Raw genomic sequence first — 20,116 nt, forward strand, 5'->3', positions numbered from 1 at the left:
GCAGCATCACGCCCGTTTCAGGTCGGTGACCCCGGCCGCTGGGCGAAGCGCCTCAACTCCGTTTCGCCCCCTCCCCCACCAGATCTCGTTCCCATCTCCGTGCGCCTCCTGCATCGGAGCGCTGCCGATACCGGCCCGAGCATCCGGGGCATGACGCCATAGCAGCCCTTTGGTGCGCCTGACCTCGACGATGCCAAGTGCCAGGCTCCGGAGCGTGAAGAAAGAACGGCGCTCTCCTTGCGGAGAGCGCCGTTCTTCACTTCTACACCATCTGCTCGTACGGACGACCTCGAGGACGATCCCTCAGGCGACCTCCGCCTCGGTCGCTAGATGGAGCTCGCCGCCTTCCACAGTGACGTGGACGATGCCGCCGTGCGCCGCCAGATCACCGAACAGGATCATCTCGGCAAGCGGTTTCTTCAGCTGCTCCTGGATCAACCGCGCCATCGGCCTCGCCCCCATGTCGGGATCATAGCCGCGCTCGGCCAGCCAGCTGCGCGCCTCCTCGTCGACGTCGAGCTGCACACGCTTCTCGTCCAGCTGCGCCTGGAGTTCGACCAGGAACTTGTCGACCACGTTGCGCACCACGCTCATATCGAGGCTATGGAACTGGATGATGCCATCGAGACGGTTGCGGAACTCGGGCGAGAAGGTCCGGCGAATCACTTCCATCGCATCCGTCGAGTGGTCCTGATGCTGGAAACCGATCGAGCGGCGCGATGCCTGCTCGGCACCAGCGTTCGAGGTCATGATCACGATCACGTTGCGGAAATCCGCTTCGCGCCCGTTGTTGTCGGTCAACTTGCCGTGGTCCATCACCTGCAGCAGCAGGTTGAAGACCTCGGGGTGCGCCTTCTCGATCTCATCGAGCAGCAACACGCAGTGCGGCTGCTTGGTGATCGCCTCGGTCAGCAGGCCGCCCTGGTCGTAGCCGACGTAGCCCGGAGGAGCCCCGATCAGCCGCGACACGGTATGCCGTTCCATGTACTCGGACATGTCGAAGCGCACGAGCTCGATACCCATCAGCTGCGACAGCTGGCGTGCGACCTCGGTCTTGCCCACCCCGGTGGGGCCGGCGAAGAGGAAGCTGCCGACCGGCTTGTCCGGGGAGTTGAGGCCCGCACGCGCCAGCTTGATCGCCGCCGCCAGGCTCTCGATCGCCTCGTCCTGGCCGAACACCAGCATCTTCAGATCGCGCTCCAGGTTGGCCAGCAGCTTGCGGTCCGAGCTGGAGACGCTCTTCGGCGGAATCCGCGCGATCGACGCGACGATCGACTCGATCTGCTCGACGTCGATGGTCTTGGTGCGAGCCTCGACCGGCAGCAGCCGCTGATGCGCCCCTGCTTCGTCGATCACATCGATCGCCTTGTCGGGCAGGTGCCGATCGTTGATGTAGCGATCCGCCAGCCGCACCGCAGCCTCCATCGCCGCATCGGTGTACTTGAGCTGGTGATGCTCTTCGAAACGACCGCGCAGCCCCTTGAGGATGCGGATGGTGTCATCGACCGAGGGCTCGGGCACGTCGACCTTCTGGAACCGCCGCGCGAGCGCCCGGTCCTTCTCGAAGATGCCGCGGAACTCCTGGAACGTGGTCGAACCGATGCAGCGCAGCTCGCCCGAGGAGAGCAGCGGCTTAAGCAGGTTCGAGGCATCCATCACACCGCCGGAAGCCGCCCCGGCCCCGATCACGGTGTGGATCTCGTCGATGAACAGGATCGAGTTCGGCTCTTTTTTCAATTCACCGAGCAGCGCCTTGAGCCGCTTCTCGAAGTCACCGCGATACTTGGTACCGGCGAGCAGCGCGCCCATGTCGAGGGAGTAGACCACAGCGTCCTTGATGACCTCGGGCACGTCCTCTTCGACGATCCGCTTGGCCAGGCCCTCGGCGATCGCAGTCTTGCCGACCCCGGCCTCACCGACCAGCAGCGGGTTGTTCTTGCGCCGCCGAGCGAGGATCTGGATCACTCGCTCGAGCTCGTGGTCACGCCCGATCAGCGGATCGATGCGCCCCATGCGAGCCTGCTCGTTGAGATTGGTGGCATAGCCGGTGAGCGGATGGGAACCCGCTTCGCCGACCGCCTCTTCGCTCTCTTCGCTATCGCGGCTCGCACTCTGCTGACCGTGCCCGTGGCCTGCGACCTTGGAGATGCCATGGGCGATGTAGTTGACCGCATCGACCCGAGCGACGTTCTGCTGCTTGAGGAAGTAAACCGCCTGGCTCTCCTGTTCGGAGAAGATCGCCACCAGCACGTTAGCACCGGTGACCTCGCTCTTGCCGGACGATTGGACATGGAACACCGCGCGCTGCAGCACACGCTGGAAGCCCAGCGTCGGCTGGGTCTCGCGATCGGTCTGATCCTCGGGAATCAGCGGCGTGGTAGCGCCGATGAACTCCTGCAGATCCGAACGGATCTTGTCGAGATTCGCGCCGCAGGCGCGCAACACATCGGCGGCCGACGCGTTGTCCAGCAGGGCGAGTAGAAGGTGTTCGACGGTCATGAACTCGTGCCGCTTCGAGCGGGCCACGGTAAAGGCCGTGTTAAGGGTCAGCTCCAGTTCTTTGCTCAACATAACGGTCCCCTTTGGCCACCTGAGTGGATCACTCCACCCGATCGATATCACACAGCAGCGGGTGCTGGCACTCTCGAGCGTATTCGTTGACAAGATGAGACTTGGTTTCGGCGACGTCGCGGGTGAATATCCCGCAGGTCGCCCTTCCCTGCGTGTGGACGGCGAGCATGATCTGCACCGCCTTCTCCCTGTCCATGGCGAAAAAGGTCTGCAGTACTTCGACTACGAATTCCATCGGCGTGTAGTCGTCGTTCAGCAGGATCACCTTGTACATCGGCGGCTCGGCCAGCTGTGGATCGCTGAGCTGCTCCGCGATGTCGCCCTCCGCCTCCTCATCGGGCCCGATCGCCTGCCCCAGGGGCCCTCGTGATGCCAGGAACCCAGGTTCATGATCTGAAGCACTGTCGAAACTTCTCTTTTCTTCGAACATAAGTGGCCGAACCGATGAAAACAAGCAGAATGTTGAGGATTGGAACGTTACCCCAAGCGAATCCGGCGGGCACCTGCACCCTCGAGGGCCTCGACCGTCGGTGCGCTCGACGAAACCGATTTGCCACCCACGCTCCCGACGACTTGATGGGAGGCGGCGGCACCGCACGTTTGAGTTTGAGGGAAGGAATACGTCTTTAGCCCCAAGATGGCGTTGGCCAGCCCGGGTTGCAAGGGTCGGGGACGAAATAATCTCAATTGGCGCCATAGCCGGGACCATCTCCCGGTGACGCCCGCCCAGGCCGAGCGGCCCGGGCGGGAGGGTGCCACATGCTACATATTGGCGGCGACCGCTTCACCGAACTCCGAGCACTTCAGGAGCTTGGCGTTTTCCATCACGCGGTGGAAGTCGTAGGTGACCTCGCCCTTGGCGATGGCGTTCTCCACCCCCTGGAGGATCAAGTCGGCGGCTTCGGTCCAGCCCATGTAGCGCAGCATCATCTCGGCGGAGAGGATCAGCGAGCCCGGGTTGACCTTGTCCTGTCCTGCGTACTTGGGCGCGGTGCCGTGGGTCGCCTCGAACATCCCCACCGCGTCGGAGCGGTTGGCGCCTGGCGCGATGCCGATACCACCGACCTGGGCGGCGAGCGCGTCGGAGAGATAGTCGCCATTGAGGTTGAGGGTCGCGATGACATCGTACTCCTCGGGACGCAGCAGCACCTGCTGCAGCATCGCGTCGGCGATCACGTCCTTGATCACGATCCGCTTGCCGGTATTGGGATTGTCGAACGCGTGCCACGGCCCGCCATCGAGCGGCTCGGCGCCGAACGCCTCGACCGCGACCTCGTAGCCCCAGTTCTTGAACGCCCCTTCGGTGAACTTCATGATGTTGCCCTTGTGCACCAGGGTCACCGATTCGCGGTCGTTGTCGATCGCGTACTGGATCGCCTTGCGCACCAGCCGCTGGGTGCCTTCCTTGGAGACCGGCTTGACCCCGATGCCGCACTCGTCGGTGAAGCGAATGTTGGTGACCCCCATCTCCTTGGTGAGGAATTCGATCACCTTGTCGGCCTCGGCGCTGCCGGCCTTCCACTCGACACCGGCGTAGATGTCCTCGGAGTTCTCGCGGAAGATCACCATGTCGACGTCCTGGGGCTTCTTCACCGGCGTCGGCACGCCCTTGAACCAGCGTACCGGGCGCTCGCAGACGTAGAGGTCGAGCTTCTGGCGCAGCGCCACGTTGAGCGAGCGGATGCCGCCGCTGACCGGCGTGGTGAGCGGTCCCTTGATGCTGACCACGTACTCCTGCACCGCGCGGAGGGTCTCCTCGGGCAGCCAGGTGTCGGCGTCATAGATGGTGGTCGCTTTCTCGCCAGCGTAGACTTCCATCCAGTGGATCTTGCGTTCGCCGCCGTAGGCCTTGGCCACGGCCGCGTCGACCGCGATCTTCATCGCGGGGGTAACATCGACGCCGATGCCATCGCCCTCGATGAACGGGATGATCGGCTCATTGGGTACGTTGAGGCTGTTGTCGGCGTTGACGGTGATCTTCTCACCGCCGGCGGGCAGTTGGATCTTCTCGAAAGCCATGTTCTCTCTCTCGTCTATCGATAGTCGTAGTAATAGGTATTATCGGCTCGGTCCACGAGTATAGACTTCGACCCTAAACCCTTGATAGGCCATTTACTTTCGACCAAAGGCGGATTGCGCCGACTGTCATGAGCTCGATCTACCTGCTGCATAAACCCTACCTGACGCTGTCGCAATTCACCGACGCGGCGCCCCCAGACGGCGTGCCGCGCGCGACGCTCGCCGGGCTGATCACGATCCCGGGAATCTACCCCGCCGGACGTCTCGACTACGACAGCGAAGGGCTGTTGCTACTCACCGACGATGGCGCCCTGGCCGCTCGGATCACCCATCCGAAGCACAAGCAGCCGAAGACCTACTGGGTGCAGGTCGAGGGCATCCCTGCGCCCAGCGCGCTCGAGTCCCTGCGCAAAGGCGTGATGCTCAACGATGGCCCCACCCTTCCGGCCAAGGCGCGCGTGATCGCGCCGCCCTCGATTCCCGAGCGGACACCGCCGATTCGAAGCCGGGCCGGGATCCCCACCCGGTGGCTCGAACTGACCATCATCGAGGGGCGCAACCGGCAGGTGAGGAGAATGACCGCGCACGTGGGCCATCCGACCCTGCGCCTGATACGCGTGGCGATCGGCGGCTGGCGTCTCGATGGCCTCGCCCCGGGGCAGTGGCGGCGCGAAACGCTCCATGCGCCAGTGGCGGCGCCGTCGCGCAGGCCGCCGGGAAGACGGCGTTGAACCGGGGATTTTCACCGCGGTGTTAAGCCCAGCGCGCGCATCGGGTATAATCCTCGCCCATTCATCAGCGTCCGATGGCGCTGGGACTCGAGTCTAGCGGCCCGCCCGGAGCGGACGGCCGCCTCGCCTTTCACAGAGCGCAGCATGAGCCACTTCCCCCCCCCAGGTGCAGATCGCGCGGCCCCCACCGCACCGCGCCCAACCACCAAGGTGATCGTCGGCATGTCCGGCGGCGTCGACTCGTCGGTCACCGCGGCGCTGCTGCTCGAGCAGGGCCATGACGTCGAAGGCCTGTTCATGAAGAACTGGGACGAGGACGACGGCACCGAGTACTGCACCGCCAAGACGGACTTGGCCGATGCCCAGGCGGTGTGCGATCGCCTCGGCATCCGCTTGCACACCGCCAACTTCGCCGCCGAGTATTGGGACAACGTGTTCGAGCACTTCCTCGCCGAATACCGTGCCGGGCGGACACCGAACCCGGACATCCTTTGCAACCGCGAGATCAAGTTCAAGGTCTTCCTCGACTACGCACGGATGCTCGGCGCCGAGCTGATCAGTACCGGCCACTACGTGAACAGCGACGAGCAGGGGCGGCTCTACAAGGGATTGGACGCGAACAAGGACCAGAGCTACTTCCTTCACGCCGTCGGCCACGAGGCGCTGGCGAAAAGCCTGTTCCCGCTCGGCGCGATGGAGAAGAGCGAGGTTCGCGCGATCGCCGAGCGGCTCGGTCTCGCCACCGCGCGCAAGAAGGACTCCACCGGGATCTGCTTCATCGGCGAGCGGCGCTTTTCCGATTTCCTGCGCCAGTACCTGCCGGCCCAGCCGGGCGCGATCGAAACCCCGCAGGGGGAGCGGATCGGCGAACACGTGGGGCTTATGTACTACACCATCGGCCAGCGTCAGGGGCTCGGCATCGGCGGCCTCGCCAATCATCCCGAGGCGCCATGGTACGTCGCCGGCAAGGATCTCGAGCGCAACGTACTGGTGGCGGTACAGGGCAAGCACCATCCGCTGCTCTATGCCGACGAACTGCTCAGCGAGCCGGTCAGCTGGGTCGCAGGCCAGGCCCCGGCCGGCATCGACGGCGGTCTCACCTTGACCGCGAAGGTACGCTACCGCCAGCGCGACCAGGGCTGCCGAGTGCGCCTCGCTGCCGACGGCGGCGTCAGGGTCGAATTCGACACCCCGCAGCGGGCCATCACGCCCGGGCAGTCACTGGTGCTCTACGACGGTGAGCGCTGCCTCGGCGGCGCGGTGATTCGCCAGGCCCTGGCGAGCGATGCCTGTCGGGCACGTGTCGCCGAGGAGTTTTCCGCATGAATCGCGAACAGCGCCAGGCACTGGCGCTCGCCGGTGTGTTCCAGGCCGCCACGGTGGTCGACCAGCTGGCCCGCACCGGCCAATACGACAGTCGCGCCTGGGAGACCCTGATTCGCGCGACCTTGGAGACCGACCCCGAAAGCTTCGAGGCGATCTATGGCTTCGAGCTCGACAACCTCAGCGTCGGCATCGACACCATGAAGCAGCTGTTCGACCGCTCGCCGGCCTCCTCCGAGGTGATGCGCTACGCGCTGTCGCTGCTACTGCTGGCCAACAAGCTGCACAAGGACGAAGCGATGCTCGACAGGGTCGGCGCAAGGCTTTCACGGGTGCAGGGCCAGGCCCAGCACTTCGGCCCGACGCATGAGAATGTGATCGCAAGCCTCGGCGAGCTCTACCAGGACACCCTGTCCACCTATCGCTACCGGATCGTGGTCAACGGCGATCCGAGCCTGCTCTCGAGCCCGATGATGCCCGAGCGGGTGCGTGCGGTGCTGCTCGCCGGCATCCGCTTCGCCCTGCTCTGGCGCCAGCAGGGCGGCAGGCGCTGGCAGCTGGTATTGATGCGCGGCCGAATCAAACGCGCCCTCGCCGAACTGCGCCGATGAGCCGCTTCCCCTTCACCTTTCTTGGACCGACCATGGAACTCTCGACCCTTACCGCCCTCTCTCCCGTCGACGGGCGCTACGCCAGCAAGGCCGATGCGCTGCGCCCCTACTTCAGCGAGTTCGGGCTGATCCGCGCCCGTCTGGTGGTCGAGCTGCGCTGGCTCGAGCGGCTCGCCGACCATCCAGGCATCGAAGAGGTCGCCCCTCTGTCCGCCGAGGCCAAGGGCTTCATCGAGGCGGTGATCGAGGAGTTCACCCCCGAGCAGGCGCTACGGATCAAGGAGATCGAGCGCACCACCAACCACGACGTCAAGGCGATCGAGTACTACATCAAGGAGCGCCTGCGCGCGCTGCCGGAGCTCGCTGCGATCAGCGAGTTCGTCCACTTCGCCTGCACCAGCGAGGACATCAACAACCTCTCCCATGCGCTGATGCTGCGCGGCGGCCTCGATCAGGCCATGCTGCCGGCGATGCAGGAGGTGACTACCGCGATCGAACGACTCGCCCTCGCGCATGCCGACCAGCCGATGCTCTCGCGCACCCACGGCCAGACCGCAAGCCCCACCACGCTGGGCAAGGAGATGGCCAACATCGCCTATCGCCTGCGTCGCCAGCTCAAGCAGATCGAGGCGGTCGAGCTGCTCGGCAAGATCAACGGCGCGGTGGGCAACTACAACGCCCACCTCATCGCCTATCCAGAGATCGACTGGGATGACAATGCCCGCGCCTTCGTCGAATCGCTCGGGCTGAGCTTCAATCCCTACACCACCCAGATCGAGCCGCACGACTACATCGCCGAGCTGTTCGATGCGGTGATCCGCTTCAACACCGTGCTGATCGACTTCAACCGCGACGTCTGGGGCTACATTTCGCTCGGCTACTTCAAGCAGCGCACCGTCGAAGGCGAGATCGGCTCCTCGACCATGCCGCACAAGGTCAATCCGATCGACTTCGAGAACGGCGAGGGCAACTTCGGGGTCAGCAACGCGCTGCTCACCCACCTGGCCCAGAAGCTGCCGATTTCGCGCTGGCAGCGCGATCTCACCGACTCCACCGTACTGCGTACCCTGGGTACCGGCCTCGCCCATGCGCTGATTGGCTACCAGGCGACGCTCAAGGGCATCGGCAAGCTCGAGGCCAACCCAGCGCGGCTGGCAGAGGATCTGGAGGCGAGCTGGGAAGTGCTGGCCGAACCTATCCAGACGGTGATGCGCCGCTATGGGATCGAAAAGCCCTACGAGAAGCTCAAGGAGCTGACCCGCGGCAAGCGCATCGACCAGGCGGGATTCGCAGCTTTCATCGACACCCTGGCACTGCCCGAAACGGTCAAGGCCGAGCTGAAGACCTTGACCCCTGCGAGCTACACCGGCAACGCGGCGGAGCAGGCCCGCACGCTCGACGCGCGAGGAGCTTTGTGATGAACGCCCCGCTGGGAGAATTCGGCCGGGAGCGATTCCTCGCCGAGTACTGGCAGAAAAAACCGCTGCTGATTCGCGGCGCGTTCCCTGGGTTCGTCTCTCCGCTCGAGCCCGAGGAGCTCGCCGGCCTCGCCTGCGAAGAGGGGGTCGAGGCGCGTCTGGTCGAAAGCGTGGGCGCGGACGGCAAGCCCTGGACGCTGAGTCATGGCCCCTTCACCGATGCCACCTTCGCGCGGCTGCCGGAGCAGGATTGGACCCTGCTGGTCCAGGCGGTCGACCACTACGTGCCGGAGGTCGCCGAACTGCTCGAAGCCTTCGACTTCATTCCGCGCTGGCGGCTCGACGACGTGATGGTCAGCTATGCGCCCAAGGGCGGCAACGTCGGTCCCCACGTCGACAACTACGATGTCTTTTTGCTCCAGGGCAGCGGGCAGCGCCGCTGGCAGCTGGGGGGCTGGGTCGGCGAGGAGGCGACGATCGTCGACGGCGTCAGCCTGCGCATCCTCGCCGATTTCACCGTCGAAGCCGGCCAGGACTGGGTGCTCGAGCCCGGTGACATGCTCTACCTGCCACCGCGTATCGCCCACCATGGGGTCAGCGTGTCGAACGACTGCATGACCTATTCGATCGGCTTCCGCGCGCCCTCGGCCGATGAGGTGATCACCTCCTGGGCCGACTATCGCGGCGAGCAGCTCGGCGAAAGCCTGCGCTACGCCGATCCGGACCTGGGCCTACAGGACCCTGGGCTGCTCGACGATGCAGCGATCGAGCGAGTGCGCGCGCTGATACTCGAAAGCCTCGACGATCGTACCCAGATGGCCCAGTGGTTTGGTCGCTACATGACCCAGACCAAGTATCCCGACCAGCTGGTCGCGCCAGACCCGCGCATCGAGAGCGACGAACTCAAAGAGGCGCTCGAACAGGGCGTGCCACTCGAGCGCACGCCCGGTTCGCGCTTCGCCTATCTTCCCGGCGAAGCCGGACGGGCGACGCTGTTCGTCGACGGAGATGGGCTCGACTGCCCTCTCGCCCTCGCCCAGCTGATCGCTTCCGCCGAGCCGCTGGAGGCGTCACTGCTCGACGGCGCCGAGGCAGCGGAGTTGCTCGTAGCGCTGCTCAACCGGGGCAGCCTGTCGCTGCTCGAGGATGAAGACGAGGACGATGAAGAGTGAACGATTCGTCCACGGCGGTGCCTCAGGGAAAGCGCCATGGCGCTGACTCTGATCTTTTCTATAGTGTCGGAACCCATCAACGCTTAGAATGGGATTGAAAACAGTGTTTTCAATCGTCGCGACGCATGCGCGCGATGCTTTGAGCCTTAGGAGACCTTGCATGAACCGTTATATCAAGATCGCCGCCGTCGCTGCACTGGGTTCCATCGCCCTCGCTGGCTGCGCCAATCAGCCCTACTCGGGCAATACCTACAGCGGTGCCCAGGCGCAGACCGCCCAGAGCGTCAGCTACGGCACCATCACTGGTATCCGCCCTGTGACCATCCAGGATGACAGCACCGGCTTCGGCGGTATCGGCGGCGCGGTCCTCGGCGGCCTGCTCGGCAACCAGGTCGGCGGCGGTTCGGGCCGTACCATCGCCACCGCCGTCGGTGCGATCGGCGGCGCCGTCGCCGGTAATCGGGTCGAGGGCAGCATGGACCGTACCAACGGTATGGAAGTGCAGGTCCAGCGCGACGATGGCCAGAACCTGGTGATCGTCCAGCAGGCCGACAACACCTACCAGGTCGGCCAGCGCGTGCGTCTGGTCGGCTCCGGCACCAGCCTGCGCGTCGCGCCCTACTGAGTTTCCGGCCTGCGTTTTCCTGATGGCATCGGCGCCCCTGCGGGCAACGTCCATCGGCTGACGGGCCCCATCTTCGGATGGGGCCCGACGTTTTTTGGCCGTGAGCTCGGCGGAAAGCGGCCCCGAGTGACGCGGCCCCGGCCCCCCCCCCCGGCTATCCCCTGAAAGTGCAGATTGGATTAAGCTGGCCGTGGCCCACGGGAGCGACCGTGAAGGGCCTTCATAATCGATAAAAAGCCAGCATCGCAGGGAAGCCCGAATGAAACGTCTCGCCGCACTGCCTCTCGTACTCTTGCTCACCGCCCCGCCCGCCATATCGCTCGCCCACGCCGAAGTACTATCGCTCAAATGGGACAATGACCTGTTGGCAGGCGAAGATGGGCACTACACCAATGGCCTCGAATTCGCTTGGGGCTTCACTGCCGACGAGCAGCATTGGACCCAGCGTTTCTCGCGTGCGATTCCACTGTGGTCGGGCAATGCCAGCGCGGTGAGCTATCGTTTCGGCCAGCAGATGTACACCCCGGAGGAGATCGACGTCCGCGCACTGCAGCCCGATGATCGCCCCTACGCCGGCTATCTCTACGCCGGACTATCGCTCTACAAGCGCCACCAGAGCGGTGCGGTTCGGATAGCCGAAAGCCTCGGATTCGACGTCGGGATCGTCGGCCCCGCCGCAGGCGCCAAGCCGATCCAGCGCGGCGTGCACGAGATGACCGGGAGCGACAGGCCGGAAGGTTGGGGCAACCAGCTCGGCAACGAACCGATCCTGAGCCTGACCTACCAGCGCGCCTGGTGGCTGCACCACGGGCTCGGCGATGGCTTGGCCTTCGAGTATGGCCCCAACCTGGGCTTCGCCGTCGGCAACCTCTACGACTATCTTTCGCTCGGCCTTGGTGTGCGCATCGGCAACCGCTTGGATGGCCTCTTCTCCACGCCGGGCAATGCACCCTACTCAAGCTTCGAGCCGCTGTTCACCACCGGCCCAGGGCTTGGCTGGTACCTTTTCGCCGGTGCCAATGGCCGTTTCATGGCGCACAACCTGCTGCTCGACGGCAACACCTTCGAATCGAGCCACAGCGTCGACCGGCGCAGCTGGGTCAACGATCTGACCCTGGGCGGTGCGCTGACCTTCGACAGCTGGAACCTTGCCCTGACGCTGACCAATCGCTCTCGCGAGTTCGAAGGCCAAGATGGCGACGACACCCTCGGCAACCTGACCCTCTCGACCTGGCTGCGCTAGCGTCATCCGCACCGACGCCGACGCCGGCAAGGAAAACCTCCCTCGCCGGCGTCGGCGTGTGCCGCTCACTCGTTCCATTCACCCTCGAGCGGCTCCTGGCGGTCGAAGACCACTGCGGAGAGAACCGCGCAGAGCGCGAAGAGCATCACCAGGACGATCCATACGAAGTACCACATGTTGCTGTCCCCCTTTTATCGGGTCTTGGAGTCAATAGAGCGCGTGTGCGTCACGTTCGATCTCGGCCACGCGCACCCGCCTCCACATCTTGACGTAGCACCAGCTGGTATAGGCGAGGATGACCGGCGTCATCACCAGCGCGACCCAGAACATCACCGACAGGGTCAACTGGCTCGAGGTCGCATCCCATAGCGTCAGGCTCGCCTCCGGCTGAAGGCTCGAGGGCATCAGGAACGGGAACATCGCCACCCCCGCGGAAGCGATCACCGCGGCCACGCTCAACGAACTGGTCACCAGCGCCAGGCCCGGGCGTGAGCCCCAGGCCAAAAGCCAGGTAGCCAGAATCATCGCGATCCCCAGCATCGGCGCGAGCCAGGCATGGATTCCCACGCCGTCGAGCCAAGCAGCCCCGACCACCTGCTTGTCGAGCAGACGCATCGCACCCGAAACGTCCCCGATCGCGGCGAGTCGATAGCCCATGCCCGAGGTGATCATCCACACGCCAGCGAGCAGATAGAGCACCAGCAGAAGCGGCCCGGCGCCGAGCACTATGCGTCTCGCCCGCGTGGCGACCCGTTCATCGGCGCGCGCCATCAGCCAAACCCCGCCGTGAATGCTGAGCATCAGTACCGAGACGAGGCCGCAGAGCAACGCGAAGGGATTGAGCAGCCCGAAGAAGCTGCCGGCGTAGCTCGCCCGCATCAGCCCATCGACCTCGAGCGGCACGCCCTGGAGCAGATTGCCGAAAGCGACGCCGAAGACCAAGGCGGGTACCAGGCTTCCGAACCAGATCAGCCAGTCCCAGCTGGAGCGCCAGCGAGTCGACTCGATCTTCGAGCGGTAGTCGAAACCTACCGGGCGGAAGAACAGCGCCAGCAGTACCAGCAGCATCGCAAAGTAGAAGCTTGAGAACGCGATCGCATAGACCACCGGCCAAGCGGCGAAGATCGCCCCACCGGCAGTGATCAGCCAGACCTGGTTGCCATCCCAGTGCGGCGCGATGGTGTTGATCGCCGAGCGCCGCTCGGCGTCACTGCGCCCCACCACCGGCAGCAGGATGCCGGTCCCCATGTCCATGCCGTCGGCGATCGCGAAGCCGATCAGCAGCACGCCGATCAAGCACCACCAGATCAATTTGAGCAGTTCGTAGTCGAGCATCATCGCTTCCTCGGTATCCCAGGCCGCCGGCGCGGGCGGCGCATTCTTTCGTCTTGTGGCTCAGACACCGCTCGCCAGGCTCTGCACCGGCTCGCTGGCACGCTGCTCGTGGTGATAGCGCCCGGTATGCAGCGACGAGGGACCGAGCCGCGCGAAGCGGAACATCAGCCACATCTCGACGATGAGAAGACCGGTGTAGACGGCGATGAAGCCCAGCAGCGAGATCCAAAGATCACGCGGCTCGAGCGACGAAACCGCCATGAAGGTGGGCAGCATCTCGCCGATCGACCAGGGCTGGCGGCCGAACTCGGCGACGAACCAGCCGGCTTCGGCGGCGATCCACGGCAACGGGATCGACCACAGGCACAGGCGCAGGAACTTCGGATGCTCGATGAAGCGCCGCTTGAGGCTGATCCAGACCGCGAAGGCGAACACCGCGAGCATCGCCACGCCCGCAGCGACCATGATGCGGAAGGCGAAGAACAGCGGAGCGGCGTTGGGAATGCTGTCGCGGGCGGCCTGCTCGATCTGGGCCAGCGTCGCGCCGGCGGGATCGTCGGTGTAGCGAAGCAGCAGCATGCCGTAGCCAATGTCAGCGACATGCTGGTCCAGGATCGCCCGGGTCTCGCTGGAATCGTCGCCTTCGCGGATTCGTACCAGCGCCGAATAGCCGACCGCGCCACTGGCGATGCGCTGGACGTTCTCCTCGATCAGATCCCGAAGTCCAGTCACCGGGGTATCGAAGGAGCGTGTGGCGATCAGCCCGAGCAGATAGGGTATGCGCAGCGCATAACGGGTCTCCTGGGCCTCCTGGTCGGGAATGCCGAACACGGTGAACGATGCAGGCGCGGGCGCGGTATGCCACTCACCCTCGATCGCCGCCAGCTTGTATCTCTGCACTTCGCCAAGCGCATAGCCCGACTCATCGCCGAGGAAGGTCACACCGAGCGTCGAGCAGAGCCCGAAGATCGCGGCGAGCCGAAACGAGCGCTTGGCGAAAGCGAGATCCCGCCCCTTGAGCAGGTACCAGGCGCTGATACCGAGCACGAACAGTGCTCCGGTGACGTAGCCGGCCATGACGGTGTGGACGAACTTGACCTGCGCCACCGGGTTGAGGATCAGCTCGGACAGGCTCTCCATCTCCATGCGCATGGTTTCGGGATTGAACACCGCCCCTACCGGATGCTGCATCCAGCCGTTGGCGACCAGGATCCAGAGCGCGGAGAAGTTCGAGCCGAGCGCGACCAGCCAGGTCACCACCAGGTGCTGGCGCTTGCTGAGCCGGTCCCAGCCGAAGAAGAACATGCCGACGAAGGTCGACTCGAGGAAGAAGGCGACCAGGCCCTCGATCGCCAGCGGCGCACCGAAGATGTCGCCGACATAGTGGGAGTAGTAGGACCAGTTGGTGCCGAACTGGAACTCCATGGTCAGCCCAGTGGTGACGCCGAGAGCGAAATTGATGCCGAACAGCTTGCCCCAGAACTTGGTCATGTCCCGATAGATGGTCTTGCCGGTGACCACGTAAGTGGTCTCCATGATGGCCAGCATCACGGCCAGTCCCAATGTCAGCGGCACGAAGATGAAGTGATACATCGCTGTCAGCGCGAACTGCCAGCGGGATAGCTCTACCAGGGATTCAGAGATCATGAAGGTGTCTCGCGGTTTCGAGCGTCCACAGACGCCGCTATCGTCTATGCGATTTCTCCCTGACAAAGACCACACTCAGAGAGTGGTCATAAGTCTGCTCCTCGCCGCGCTGGGTAGGCTATCGGACAGATTGTCGCACTATAAATAGGGTCTTTATCCCCCTTCAGAGAGCTGAAAAGACCGCCTGACACGAATCGATAGTTTTTTTTCATCTTCTTCGAGGAACTTTTACCGACTGGGGACATGACAAATCGAACAGTGTTTTCTATAGTGTGCGCACGCTCCTGAAAAGATAGGTTTCAAACCCCAGGGAGCACTTTCAGGTCCGCCACATGCCAGCGATGGTAGTGCAACGGATTCGTGACGGGCCCAGATGTCAGGATGGGCGGATTCGCCCAGAGCAAGGAGATACGCATGAAATCTGTCAAGATTCTTTCCGCCGCGATCGTCGCCGGCACCGCAACCTTCGGCGCGCAGCAAGCACTGGCCTACAACGCTGGTGACTTCTTCGCCCGCCTCGACGCTACCCGCACCACTTCCACCGCGAGCGGCGATTTCGACGATCAGCGCAGCTTCACAGGCGCCCTGGGCTGGATGTTCGCCGACAAGTTCGGTATCGAGTTCAACACCGTCGGCCAGCGTCAGGATCTCGAATTCTCCCGCAATGGCCAGGACCAGAGCGCGAAATACCGCCCCTACAGCCTGCTCGCGCAGTGGTATCCGCTCGGCGGCACTGGCGCTCAGGTCCAGCCCTACGTCGGCGCCGGTGTGACCTATACCCAGTTCGACGATCGCAGCCTGGCAGGCGGCGGCAGCATCGACAGCGACAGCTGGAACGGCACCGCGCAGCTGGGTCTCGACTACTTCCTGACCAGCTGGCTGGCGGTGAACGGCAACGTTCAGTACACCGACATGAGCATCGAGGGTAGCCAGGGCATGAAGCAGGACTTCGACCCGCTGACCGTCGGCGCAGGTCTGACCTTCCGCTTCTAAGCATCATCACAGCGACGGTTCGAACCATCTCCGCCAACGCCGCAGCGCCATTTTGGTGCGCTGCGGCGTTGCTTTAAGTTCAAAAGATGGCACAGCGGACCAATTGATCTATCATTGGTGGGACGAATCAACGCTGATGTAACGCAAGCGTTTCGTCAGCGCTAGAAAAAGCATCATTCAAGGGACTAAGGAATCATTCACATGAAGACTGCAAAGGCTCTCACTGCAGCCCTTATCGCGGGCGGCACCCTGTTCGGCGCACAGCAGGCGCTGGCCTACAACGCTGGCGACTTCTTTGCACGCATCGACGCAACCCGAGTCGAATCGACCTCGAGCGGCACCTTCGACTCCGAGCGCAGCTTCACCGGCGCCCTGGGCTGGATGTTCGCCGACAAGTTCGGGGTCGAGTTCAATACCGTCGGTCAGCGTCAGGATCTGGACTTCACCTACGGCGGCAGTGACGCGACGCTCAAGTATCGTCCGTTCTCCCTGCTCGCCCAGTTCTATCCGCTCGGCGGAACCGGCGCTCAGGTCCAGCCCTACATCGGTGCCGGTGTGACCTACACCAAGTTCTCCGATCGCGACCTGCCCGGTGGCGCCCGCGTAGACAGCAACAGCTGGGATCCGACCGCGCAGCTCGGCGTCGACTACTTCCTCACCGACTGGATCGCGATCAACGGCAACGTGCAGTACACCAGCCTGCGCCCGGACGTCGACAACGGCATCAAGGACGACATCAAGATCGATCCGCTCACCATCGGTGCCGGTGTGACCTTCCGCTTCTAAGGCGATCTTCGCCTGGTTGCACACGCCCCGCCAAATCTGAACCACGCCCCAAAAGCTGGACATCCCAGTCCAGCCTTTGGGGTGTTTTGCGAGGGGACCAGCTAAACGCAAAGCCTTTCCTCATCGGTCGGCCGTTTTTGCGCTTTCATACTCCAGTCGCCGCCTCACGGCCCAATGAGTAATAAGGCAGTGCGCCATCCGGCAAGGACGTTTCACCACGTTCGAGACGATCCAGCTGATAGCGAAAACTCTGCATCGTCTGCGCCAGCAGATGGTCGCCGGAGACCACCTCCGCTCTGCTAGGAGCATCTGGTCGCCTGAAACTGTCGAGCGGGCTGACTACGGTTTCATAGTCGACGGTAAAGAACAGAGGGAAAGCATAGCGCTCTTCCCTGACTTTCCTGACCCGATGGCTGGTCGCCACATAATAGCCATTGGTCCACAGTTCGAGCAGATCGCCAATGTTCAGAATCAGCGCCTCAGAGTCGTAGGGAACTGCAATCCATTTCCCATCGGTACTGAATACTTCCAAGCCAGGCGCCGTGGATTTCAGTAGCGTGAAACACTCATAGTCGGTGTGTTCACCGATGCCGGGGCGATCGACCGCTGTGTCGTTGGTGGGATAATGCAGCAGGCGCAATTGGGAAGGCGGCGTGGTCACATGGCGCAGGAACAGTTCCGGATCCTGGCCGAGGCCGACCGCGAAGGCCCGGAATATCTCACGGCCCAGTTCGAACACCGCATTGTAGTAGTCCAGCACGATCTCCCTGAAACCGTTCAACTCCGGCCACTGATTCGGCCCAACCAGCGGCGTTCCGGCGAGTACCGCCGGATGATCCGCAGGCAGATCCATGGACAGGTCGAATGCTTCCTTGGTATCCGGCTGGCCAGAGGCCATGACTTCCTCGCCAAACGGAACGTATCCACGATGATTGCCGGATCTGCCGATGTAGACCTTCATCTTTTCCTCCTCAGGCAGCGCGAAGAAACGCTTCGTCACCTCCAGAAGGCGTGCCTGCCTTTCACCCAGGCCATGACCGGTCAGCTGGGCAAAGCCTACGCAATGCGCCGCATCCGCGAGTTGCCGGACGGTCTTCAGGTAGTTTGGGCCGCTATGGCCTGCAAGCAGCGGGCCTATGTCCAGGGTCGGAATTTCCTTGAAAGACACGGATATGCTCATTGCTGGTTTCCTTTATCGTGGGCCGTTCAAAGTTCGCCGTCTGCAGCCATGCGCGCATAGGTATCGTCGAAGCGCAGTTTGATATTGTTCCGGTCCCCCCAGACTTCTCCACCCGGGTAGGCGAGGCCAATCGCCTCGGCGGATGATGCGCCGCTGCCGAACAGTCCGCTGTCGAAGGAGAAGCCGGCGATGCTGGCCATGCTGTCGTGTAACCGAGGGTCGGTCATCAGTGCAGCGACTTCGTTGGGATCGTCGTATAAATAGGTGGCTTCCAGCTGGGCTTCGTAGCCAGCTCGATCGGTTCCAGCGGCCAGCCCCATTATCTCGCGGGCCTTGCGGCCTTCTTCATCGTCTTTCTGCATGACGGAGAGGGTTTCAAACCAAGCGCCGCCCAGCACCTTGCCAAGAACCGGGTGTCGATTGAGAGTTTCACTGTTGACGACGATGCTGTCGGTCAGCTCTCCAGGCATCTTGCGCGAGTCGAATGCGTTGATCGCGTCCTCGATCTCGAGTATCTCGCTGGCCATCGGGTTCCAGGTCACCATGGCAGTAACCGACGGCTGGGCGAACAGGGCCACCATGTCGGCATCCGAGGTATTGACCAGGGTAACGTCGCGCTCGCTCATGCCTACGCTTTCCAGTGCCCGGACCAAGAAGTAATGGGAAATCGAGTACTCGATTAGGTTGACCTTCTCTCCACGCAATTCCTCCAGACTTTTGCCATTTTTCAGGATGATCACGTCATTGCCATTCGAGTAGTCGGCAATGGCGAGTACGGTGGAGTCCACGCCGGCGGCAGCGGGGATGGTCAATGCGTCCATAGTCGCCATCATGCAAGCGTCGAAGTTTCCGGCGGTGTACTGGTTGATCGCCTCGATATAGTCATTGATCTGTACGGCCTCCACTTCAATACCGTACTTCTTCGCCCACTTGTCGAGGATGCCCGAGCTTTGCGCGTATTCCCACGGCATATAGGCGGGATAGAGCGTCCAGCCGATGCGAAAGTGTTCGGCGGCCTGGGTGACGCTGGTCACAACTCCCAACGCAGAGAGCACAATGACCTGACGGGCGATATGGAGCATGCTCATGGGCAGGTACCTCTGGAAGCGGTAAGTGGACGGCGCATGCCGGCACATGTCTGGAAATGCGTTCGTTCGGTATCTCCGATCCAGCGGTTTAGCTGCCAGAGGTCGGCTACAGGCTGATCGGTGAACGGCAGGGTGTGCAGGTAACCATCCGGGCCAAACTCAGGGGTCAGGGTGCTGGTGCTGTAGCCGCGCAGATACTGTGAGTGCCACACGGCCGCCCAGAATCTCTGGTGAAAGGCCAGGCAAGCGGCGTACTCGGGAGCGGCAGGATGCGGCACTTGGGGGCCCTGCGGGTAGCCCACTCGACCATGCATGTGATGAACCCGTTCGGCGATGGCCAGCATGGTTTGCCAGTCCAGATCGTCATCGAGCAGGCGCTCGGTGACGACCACCCAATGACTGATGTCGGCCGTCAGGCGCAGCCCTGGCAGATGCCGGATCAGGGCCTCTGTTATCCAGGGATTGAACATCGAGCGGCTGCGATGAGTCTCGAAGCTCAGCACGACGTCATGACGAGCGCCGATCTGCTGGGCAGCTGCGAAAAAATCGCACTGGACCTGCAGCGGCCATGCATCACAGCCGGCTATGACGTTGATCAGCGTAGGGTGCAGGGGCTGCGCGATGCGGATTTTGTTTTCCAGGTCGGTCAGGTGTGCCGCAGGGGTGGCCTTGCGCTCCGGCACATAGGATCCTCCGGTGCAGATCTCCGCAACGTAGTCTAGGCGGTGCTCTTCCAAGGCTGCGGCCAGCCCTTCGCGCGCTTCAGGGGAGGCAGGGACCGGGCCCTCTATGCCATCAAAACCGGCTTCCACCGCTTCCCGAGCAGCTTGCCGGGGTACCCCGGAATATCCCCAAAGGGTCTTGAATACCTTGAGTTGCATCTTCTTCTCCCCATTCAAGCTGGATAGGCGCAGGAGAAGTGCAAGCTGTGTACCGCACACGGAAAGCTTTATAAAAAATGCCAATTTGCATGCATTTTTGCATAAAAATTACGAAAAAGGCTACCATGGAGATAGCCAAGCCGCTCTGATAAAGTGCCATTACATCAGACTGCTGACAAAGCCCTGGCCTCACCGCCAGGGCTTTGTTTTGATGAAGGCATACCCTTTGCGAGTATGCCGCCGTGCTGCGAGAGCCCTCTCCTCATCAACATCAGCTCGAAATGGTCACGCTTGAAGAGCTGGTGCCGTCTGATCACCTGCTACGTCACATCGACGCCACCCTCGATTTCTCCTTCATCCGCGACAAGGTCCGCCATCTCTACTGCGCCGATAATGGCCGCCCCGCGCTCGATCCCGTCATGCTGTTCAAGGCCTTGTTCATCGGCTACTTGTTCGGGGTGCGCAGCGAACGCCAATTGATGCGTGAGATCCA

18 protein-coding genes are annotated in these 20,116 nt (G+C 63.0%); 10 read left to right on the plus strand and 8 right to left on the minus strand.

Annotated features, from left to right (window positions below):
• Positions 1-303: 303 nt before the first annotated feature.
• The 3 genes from clpA to icd form a co-directional block, all read right to left on the minus strand.
• Positions 304-2,571 (minus strand): ATP-dependent Clp protease ATP-binding subunit ClpA, encoded by a 2,268-nt coding sequence (clpA, locus tag Q376_RS0118465; RefSeq protein ID WP_027351548.1) that lies wholly within the window; start codon positions 2,569-2,571, stop codon positions 304-306.
• 28 nt (positions 2,572-2,599) lie between these two features.
• A complete protein-coding gene (gene clpS, locus Q376_RS0118470) occupies positions 2,600-3,001 on the minus strand; it encodes an ATP-dependent Clp protease adapter ClpS (protein ID WP_081803649.1) in 402 nt (133 codons plus the stop codon).
• Positions 3,002-3,333: 332 nt separating this feature from the next.
• A complete protein-coding gene (icd, locus tag Q376_RS0118475; protein ID WP_027351550.1) occupies positions 3,334-4,590 on the minus strand; it encodes an NADP-dependent isocitrate dehydrogenase in 1,257 nt (418 codons plus the stop codon).
• Positions 4,591-4,718: 128 nt separating this feature from the next.
• On the opposite strand from icd, the gene Q376_RS0118480 reads away from it, so the two are divergent.
• The 7 genes from Q376_RS0118480 (at position 4,719) to Q376_RS0118510 (ending at position 11,713) form a co-directional block, all read left to right on the plus strand.
• Positions 4,719-5,321, plus strand: coding sequence for a pseudouridine synthase (locus tag Q376_RS0118480; RefSeq protein WP_027351551.1), 603 nt, complete (start codon positions 4,719-4,721; stop codon positions 5,319-5,321).
• A 144-nt stretch (positions 5,322-5,465) separates the two neighbouring features.
• A complete protein-coding gene (mnmA, locus tag Q376_RS23480) occupies positions 5,466-6,647 on the plus strand; it encodes a tRNA 2-thiouridine(34) synthase MnmA (protein WP_052365518.1) in 1,182 nt (393 codons plus the stop codon).
• Complete coding sequence (gene hflD / locus Q376_RS0118490; protein ID WP_027351552.1) at positions 6,644-7,255, plus strand: high frequency lysogenization protein HflD; 612 nt, start codon at positions 6,644-6,646, stop codon at positions 7,253-7,255. Before mnmA ends, hflD begins: the two co-directional genes overlap by 4 nt.
• A 32-nt stretch (positions 7,256-7,287) precedes the next feature.
• Positions 7,288-8,673 (plus strand): adenylosuccinate lyase, encoded by a 1,386-nt coding sequence (gene purB, locus Q376_RS0118495; protein WP_027351553.1) that lies wholly within the window; start codon positions 7,288-7,290, stop codon positions 8,671-8,673.
• Complete coding sequence (locus Q376_RS0118500; protein ID WP_027351554.1) at positions 8,673-9,845, plus strand: ribosomal protein uL16 3-hydroxylase; 1,173 nt, start codon at positions 8,673-8,675, stop codon at positions 9,843-9,845. Before purB ends, Q376_RS0118500 begins: the two co-directional genes overlap by 1 nt.
• Before the next feature lie 160 nt (positions 9,846-10,005).
• Complete coding sequence (locus tag Q376_RS0118505; protein ID WP_027351555.1) at positions 10,006-10,470, plus strand: outer membrane lipoprotein; 465 nt, start codon at positions 10,006-10,008, stop codon at positions 10,468-10,470.
• A gap of 259 nt (positions 10,471-10,729) precedes the next feature.
• Positions 10,730-11,713, plus strand: a complete 984-nt coding sequence (locus Q376_RS0118510) for a lipid A deacylase LpxR family protein (protein WP_027351556.1) — start codon at positions 10,730-10,732, stop codon at positions 11,711-11,713.
• Between the two features lie 207 nt (positions 11,714-11,920).
• Here the strand turns inward: Q376_RS0118510 and cydB are convergent, their stop codons facing one another.
• Positions 11,921-13,048, minus strand: a complete 1,128-nt coding sequence (gene cydB / locus Q376_RS0118520) for a cytochrome d ubiquinol oxidase subunit II (protein ID WP_211266721.1) — start codon at positions 13,046-13,048, stop codon at positions 11,921-11,923.
• 60 nt (positions 13,049-13,108) lie between these two features.
• Positions 13,109-14,695 (minus strand): cytochrome ubiquinol oxidase subunit I, encoded by a 1,587-nt coding sequence (locus Q376_RS0118525; protein WP_027351558.1) that lies wholly within the window; start codon positions 14,693-14,695, stop codon positions 13,109-13,111.
• Between the two features lie 414 nt (positions 14,696-15,109).
• On the opposite strand from Q376_RS0118525, the gene Q376_RS0118530 reads away from it, so the two are divergent.
• Entirely contained in the window at positions 15,110-15,688 is a 579-nt protein-coding gene (locus Q376_RS0118530) for an OmpW/AlkL family protein (protein WP_027351559.1), read from the plus strand.
• A 201-nt stretch (positions 15,689-15,889) separates the two neighbouring features.
• The gene (locus Q376_RS0118535; protein ID WP_027351560.1) at positions 15,890-16,474 is read left to right on the plus strand and encodes an OmpW/AlkL family protein; all 585 of its coding nucleotides are present in this window, start codon (positions 15,890-15,892) and stop codon (positions 16,472-16,474) included.
• Positions 16,475-16,619: 145 nt separating this feature from the next.
• On the opposite strand, the gene Q376_RS0118540 is transcribed toward Q376_RS0118535, so the two are convergent.
• Genes Q376_RS0118540 through Q376_RS0118550 form a run of 3 tightly spaced genes read right to left on the minus strand, consistent with a single transcriptional unit; the run spans position 16,620 to position 19,623 of the window.
• On the minus strand, positions 16,620-17,654 hold the full coding sequence (locus Q376_RS0118540; protein ID WP_155834408.1) for an isopenicillin N synthase family dioxygenase: 1,035 nt from the start codon (positions 17,652-17,654) through the stop codon (positions 16,620-16,622).
• Positions 17,655-17,680: 26 nt separating this feature from the next.
• Positions 17,681-18,742, minus strand: coding sequence for a putative urea ABC transporter substrate-binding protein (locus Q376_RS0118545; RefSeq protein ID WP_043448701.1), 1,062 nt, complete (start codon positions 18,740-18,742; stop codon positions 17,681-17,683).
• Positions 18,739-19,623: a sugar phosphate isomerase/epimerase family protein gene (locus Q376_RS0118550; protein WP_027351563.1), complete on the minus strand. Its 885-nt coding sequence runs from the start codon at positions 19,621-19,623 to the stop codon at positions 18,739-18,741. The genes Q376_RS0118545 and Q376_RS0118550 overlap by 4 nt, the downstream gene beginning before the upstream one ends.
• 242 nt (positions 19,624-19,865) lie before the next feature.
• On the opposite strand from Q376_RS0118550, the gene Q376_RS0118555 reads away from it, so the two are divergent.
• Positions 19,866-20,116, plus strand: a 251-nt coding sequence (locus tag Q376_RS0118555) for a transposase (RefSeq protein ID WP_162177922.1), incomplete at its 3' end; no start/stop codon positions are given.

Origin of the sequence: Halotalea alkalilenta DSM 17697 (assembly GCF_000621205.1) — a bacterium.
Lineage (GTDB): Bacteria > Pseudomonadota > Gammaproteobacteria > Pseudomonadales > Halomonadaceae > Halotalea > Halotalea alkalilenta.

What these genes read in the sequence shown, in the direction of transcription:
- clpA (WP_027351548.1), bottom strand. Translation starts at nt 2,571, where the DNA reads ATGTTGAGCAAAGAACTGGAGCTGACCCTTAACACGGCCTTTACCGTG.
- clpS (WP_081803649.1), bottom strand. Translation starts at nt 3,001, where the DNA reads ATGTTCGAAGAAAAGAGAAGTTTCGACAGTGCTTCAGATCATGAACCT.
- icd (WP_027351550.1), bottom strand. Translation starts at nt 4,590, where the DNA reads ATGGCTTTCGAGAAGATCCAACTGCCCGCCGGCGGTGAGAAGATCACC.
- Q376_RS0118480 (WP_027351551.1), top strand. Translation starts at nt 4,719, where the DNA reads ATGAGCTCGATCTACCTGCTGCATAAACCCTACCTGACGCTGTCGCAA.
- mnmA (WP_052365518.1), top strand. Translation starts at nt 5,466, where the DNA reads ATGAGCCACTTCCCCCCCCCAGGTGCAGATCGCGCGGCCCCCACCGCA.
- hflD (WP_027351552.1), top strand. Translation starts at nt 6,644, where the DNA reads ATGAATCGCGAACAGCGCCAGGCACTGGCGCTCGCCGGTGTGTTCCAG.
- purB (WP_027351553.1), top strand. Translation starts at nt 7,288, where the DNA reads ATGGAACTCTCGACCCTTACCGCCCTCTCTCCCGTCGACGGGCGCTAC.
- Q376_RS0118500 (WP_027351554.1), top strand. Translation starts at nt 8,673, where the DNA reads ATGAACGCCCCGCTGGGAGAATTCGGCCGGGAGCGATTCCTCGCCGAG.
- Q376_RS0118505 (WP_027351555.1), top strand. Translation starts at nt 10,006, where the DNA reads ATGAACCGTTATATCAAGATCGCCGCCGTCGCTGCACTGGGTTCCATC.
- Q376_RS0118510 (WP_027351556.1), top strand. Translation starts at nt 10,730, where the DNA reads ATGAAACGTCTCGCCGCACTGCCTCTCGTACTCTTGCTCACCGCCCCG.
- cydB (WP_211266721.1), bottom strand. Translation starts at nt 13,048, where the DNA reads ATGCTCGACTACGAACTGCTCAAATTGATCTGGTGGTGCTTGATCGGC.
- Q376_RS0118525 (WP_027351558.1), bottom strand. Translation starts at nt 14,695, where the DNA reads ATGATCTCTGAATCCCTGGTAGAGCTATCCCGCTGGCAGTTCGCGCTG.
- Q376_RS0118530 (WP_027351559.1), top strand. Translation starts at nt 15,110, where the DNA reads ATGAAATCTGTCAAGATTCTTTCCGCCGCGATCGTCGCCGGCACCGCA.
- Q376_RS0118535 (WP_027351560.1), top strand. Translation starts at nt 15,890, where the DNA reads ATGAAGACTGCAAAGGCTCTCACTGCAGCCCTTATCGCGGGCGGCACC.
- Q376_RS0118540 (WP_155834408.1), bottom strand. Translation starts at nt 17,654, where the DNA reads ATGAGCATATCCGTGTCTTTCAAGGAAATTCCGACCCTGGACATAGGC.
- Q376_RS0118545 (WP_043448701.1), bottom strand. Translation starts at nt 18,742, where the DNA reads ATGAGCATGCTCCATATCGCCCGTCAGGTCATTGTGCTCTCTGCGTTG.
- Q376_RS0118550 (WP_027351563.1), bottom strand. Translation starts at nt 19,623, where the DNA reads ATGCAACTCAAGGTATTCAAGACCCTTTGGGGATATTCCGGGGTACCC.